Annotated in this window: 3 protein-coding genes; all 3 read left to right on the top strand. The window is 66.8% G+C overall.

The annotated features are described in order from the left end of the window. On the top strand, positions 1 to 1,383 hold a 1,383-nt coding region (locus ACESMD_RS07560; protein WP_372611852.1), incomplete at its 5' end, for a transcriptional regulator. Further along, a complete protein-coding gene (locus ACESMD_RS07555) occupies positions 1,364 to 1,750 on the top strand; it encodes a winged helix-turn-helix domain-containing protein (protein ID WP_372611850.1) in 387 nt (128 codons plus the stop codon). The genes ACESMD_RS07560 and ACESMD_RS07555, both read left to right, overlap by 20 nt. A gap of 194 nt (positions 1,751 to 1,944) precedes the next feature. Further along, complete coding sequence (locus ACESMD_RS07550) at positions 1,945 to 4,212, top strand: ABC transporter substrate-binding protein (protein ID WP_372611848.1); 2,268 nt, start codon at positions 1,945 to 1,947, stop codon at positions 4,210 to 4,212. Positions 4,213 to 4,383 lie beyond the last annotated feature (171 nt).

The following is a 4,383-nucleotide window of genomic DNA, read 5'->3' as shown; positions in this document are numbered from 1 at the left end:
CTGGACTGTCGCAGCATCGAGCCGACGGAGTCGGGCTTTCTTCAGGCACTCGGTGACGCCATCGGGGGGGCGGGCGGCGACATCGACTCCCTTTTCACGCGGTTGGGCAGTCTCTCCACTCCGGTGATCCTGGCCCTGGATACCGTCGAGGTGTTCAGGCTCCTGGATACTTGGCTGCGCCAGGTATTCGTGCCGACATTGCCCGATAACGTCCGCCTTCTTCTCCTGGGTCGACAGCGGCCCCTGTGTGCCTGGGAGGCGATGCCGGGCTGGGGACGGTTGATGCGTTCCATCGCCATGACACCGCTGAGCGAGGAGGAGGCGACCCGGCTGCTCGATCGCCTCGGCGTGGATCAGGCGGCGGCGAAGAAGATCGTTGGCATCATCCATGGCCATCCCCTGGCTCTGAAGCTCGCCGCGGCGGCGGTACGCAAGGACCGTCAAGGCCATTGGCTCGAAGAGGGGCCGCTACAGCATGCCCTAGACGAGTTGACCCGCCTCTTTCTGGCCGATGTCGGTGACGGCGTTACCCGGCGGGTGCTGGAGGGGACCTCGGTCACGCGCCGCGTCACGGTATCGCTGTTGCGGGCACTCTTCCCCGAGCTCGCGGCCCAGGATGCCTTCGAGCGCCTGCGCCACCTGCCGTTCGTCGATGTCGCCAGTGATGGTTTGCTCATCCACGATGCCGTCCGTGATGCCATCTCTCGCTCCCTGCACACCAGCGACCCCAGCCGGCATCTCGCCTATCGACGCGCCGCCTGGCGGCAGTTGATCGCCGAGGCCGAATCCGCGGGGAGCGGTGACCTGTGGCGCTACACGGCCGACATGCTTTACCTGATCGAGAACCCGGTGGTGCGCGAGGCCTTCTTCCCCAGCGGGACGCCCCAACTGGCGGTGGAGCTGGCGCAACCCCGGGATGGCGAGGCCATCGAGGCGCTGATTCGCCGGCACGAGGGAGAACAGGCCGTCGAGGCGCTGCTGCAGTGGTGGCAGCGCCTGCCGCGGAGTTTCTCGGTGGTGCGTTCCCCCGAGGGACGCGTCGTTGGCCTGTGCTGCAAGTTGCGCTCCGATACGCTGGACCCCCGCTGGCTTGCCGAGGACCCGATCACCGCCGAGTGGCACTCGCATCTCGGGCAAAGGCCGATGTCCCCGGGGGAGATTGCCCTGTTCTGCCGACGCTGGTTGAGTGTCGAGGAGGGCGACTCGCCCAGCGACGTCCAGGCCGCCATCTGGCTCGATCTCAAGCGTAACTATATGGAGCTGCGGCCCAGGCTGCGGCGTGTCTACCTGACGGCCCGTGACCTCGCCGCCTATGCATCCGTGGCTCAGCGTCTGGGTTTCGAGGTACTGGAAAAGCGGGGGGGTGACGCTCGACGGCAATGACTATGCCAGCGCAGTGCTGGACTTCGGCCCGGCCTCGGTGGACGGCTGGCTGGCGGAGCTGGCCGCCGCTGAGCTCGGCATCCAGGGCCTGCCCGACTTGCTCGATGTCGGGTCCCGGGAGCTGGTGCTGGAGGAAGGGCGTGTCTCGCTCACGCCGCTGGAGTTCGGTGTCATGCACCATCTGCTCGCCCGGCAGAACAAGGCGGTGACGCGTAGCGAGCTGCTGCGGGATGTCTGGGGAACGACCTACGAGGGCGGCAGCAATGTCGTGGACGCCGTGGTGCGGACCGTGCGGCGCAAGCTCGGCCGGCAGTCGAGTCGAATCGAGACGGTGACCGGCGTGGGTTATCGGCTCAGGTCGCGTTAGCCATCGATGGCGAATGACTCTCCCGTGTCGCCACGCCGTCAATTCCTGTGGCTCGACACGGGGCCAATGGCCGGCTTCCGCCCTGCGTCGAGCAGCGTTGAAGTCACCGAGTGCTTGACGGCGTAGGCTTGCAGGAAAGGTCGCGAGAGGGTCGAGGGGATCGCCTTGGAGCCGCACGTCATCCGGTTGGAAACATGAAAGTCGTCCTGCTGGTCTTGAGTGCCATGCTGCTGGTGGCGGTATTGGCCATCTCGCTGGGTCCGGCCTTGACCCCTTCCGCCGGGCGGAGCCCTGTGCCCGGCGGCGTGGTCGATACGGCGGCGTATGCGGACCGTCGTGGCGCCCTGGTGGATCAGGTGGTCTTCACCCGGGAAGCGGATACCGGACGGGTCACCGGGCTGATCGAGGCCGGCACCCACCAGGTCTTCACCCAGGGGATTTCCAGTCCCACGGTCTTTAACCGTTTGCGCGATTCCCTGTATACCGCCCATGACGTGTCCTATGGCACCTCCAGCGAGTTGACGCTCAACCCGGCCGGCCCGGTGCTCGACAGTGGCTCGCTCAACCCCTTCCAGGTGCCGGTCATCCGCGAGGCACTGAATTGGCTGGTTGACCGTCGCTATGTCGCCGAGGAGATCTACGGTGGCCTGGCCGTGCCCCGGACCCTGCCGTTGAGTACGGCCTTTCCCGACTATGCGCGCCTGGCCGGTGTGGCCCGGGAACTGGAACTGCGCTATGCCCATGACCCGGAGGCCGCCCGGGAGGTGATCGAGCGCGAGATGCCGGCCCTGGGCGCGGTCTCCCGCGAGGGCGCCTGGTATTTCGAGGGTGAGCCGGTGACGCTGATCGTCCTTATCCGCACCGAGGACGAGCGTCGGGCGATGATGGCCCGGGCCCTGGCGCTCGCCATGGAGGATTCATCCCGGGTCTGGCTGGTCGACCAGCTCAATGCCTCGGCACGGACCGCCAATGTGGAAGTGGCCAGTGACCTGGCCGGCGGGCTTTCCGGGTCGGCGCTATGGCCCTATACGCTGCGCTACACCGACCAGGTGGGCGGCGACATGGTGTTCGGTACGCCCAACCTGCTGGCGGAACCCTGGAACCCGGTGGCGGGCAGCAACTGGATCTTCGACCGGATGATCATGCGTGCCACGGATGATCCCCTGGTGATCCCCGATCCCTATACCGGCCTGTATCACCCCCAGCGTATCGCCTCCGCCGAGGTCACCGTGGAGGAAGGCGTACCCGTCGAGAAGACCCTGGACTGGCTCACCCTGACCTACGCGGAAGAGATCGAGGTGCCCGAGGACACCTGGATCGACTGGGACAGTGAAGCGGAACGTTTCATTACGGTTGGCGAGGCGCATCCCGAAGGCATCAGGGCCCGCACCAGGGTGCGTGTCCACTACGAGGACGACTTCCTTCAACGCCGCTGGCATGACGGCTCGACCGTCTTGCTTGCCGATATCGTGCTGCCCTGGATCCTGAATTTCGAGCGGGCCGACGAGGCGAGCCACCTCTTCGATGTCGCCCACCTGCCGGTGTTCGAGGCCTTCCATCGGCACTACAAGGGCTGGCGGATCCTCTCCCGCGAGCCGCTGGTGATCGAGGTCTACAGCGACCAGATCTACCCCGATGCGGAAACCCTCGTCGCCTCACGGGCGCCGTCGGTCACGCCCTGGCATACCCTGACCCTGGGGATGCTCGCCCAGAGCAGCGGCGAACTGGCCTTCTCCTCGAACCAGGCCGACCGTCGGCAGGTGGGCTGGATGAGTCTGGTGGCCGGGCCGAGCCTGCCGATCCTCGAGCGGCACCTGCGCGAGGCCCGGGAGCGCGAGACCCTGCTGTATCCGGCGGTGCTGGAAGGCCTGGTCGAGGAGGGAGAGGTTGCCGAGCGTTATCGGGCCCTGGAGGACTGGTATGGCGAATACGGCCATTTCTGGGTGGGTAACGGTCCCTTCTACCTGGCGTCGGTCTATCCGGTGGAGGGCAGCCTGGTACTGCGCCGCTTCGAGGCGTTTCCGGACCCCGCCGACAAGTGGCTGCGCTTCTCCCGCCCCATGGTGCCGGAGCTCGATCTCGACGGCCCCCTGGTGGTGGAGGTCGGCACCATGCCGGACGGCGCACTGGCCGCGGGTGGGGCCGAGGGTCGAGAGCCGGTCGAGTTCCGCCTGGGCGTGACCTTCGAGGGAGCACCCTATCCCGCCGAGGATATTCAGCAGGTGCAGTACCTGCTCTTCGACGGGCGCGGCCAACTGGCGCGCCGCGGTGCGGCCGAGGCGATATACAGCGGAGAGTGGCGCATCCTGCTGTCGGCAGATGACCTGGCGGCCCTGGGCACCGGGGCCAACAGCCTGGAGCTGGCCGTCACCAGTCGTCGGGTGGCCCTGCCGGCTTTCGCTTCCCATGTGTTTGCCACGGTACCGTCCATCCAGGCCACCCAGGGGGAGACACTGCAATGAGCGATCCAGACTTCGCCTCGGCGAGACGGCGAGCCTTCCTGCGTGACCTGCGCCATATGCTGGTCTATGCCGGCAAGCGGCTGCTCGGCCTGCTGTTCACTGTGCTGGTGGGTGTCTACCTGACCATCGTCATCGCCAACATGGGCGGGAAGGTCGACGAGCTGCGCCTGG

It is taken from the genome of Halomonas sp. (assembly GCF_041689495.1).
GTDB lineage: Bacteria > Pseudomonadota > Gammaproteobacteria > Pseudomonadales > Halomonadaceae > Halomonas.
The sequence above is the reverse complement of the archived record's forward strand: the minus strand, read 5'-3'. Positions and strand labels throughout refer to the sequence as shown.